This window comes from Nocardioides oceani, from assembly GCF_030412965.1.
GTDB lineage: Bacteria > Actinomycetota > Actinomycetes > Propionibacteriales > Nocardioidaceae > Nocardioides > Nocardioides oceani.
On record NZ_JAUHJQ010000345.1, the window covers coordinates 1 to 204 of the forward strand.

A 204-nucleotide genomic window follows, 5' to 3' on the forward strand; every position below is an offset into this window, starting at 1 on the left:
GGGTGCGTCCGGCTTGTGCACCGTGACCCGCGCCCACTCGACCTTGGCGTCCGCGAGGCAGACGTCCGCGATCCGCTGGGCGTGGGTCTCGATCAGGTCGACCGGATCCTGCTGCCCGGCGGTCGTGACCGCCGCGACGAGACTTCCGTAGTCCACGGTGTCGTGCAAGTCGTCACTCGCGGCCGCGGGAGCGGTGTCGACGCC

General features: G+C 71.6%; 1 protein-coding gene. It reads right to left on the minus strand.

The genetic code is table 11. The features are described from left to right. A partial coding sequence (locus QWY28_RS24310) for a dihydroneopterin aldolase (RefSeq protein WP_300955450.1) occupies nt 1-204 on the minus strand: 204 nt, incomplete at both ends.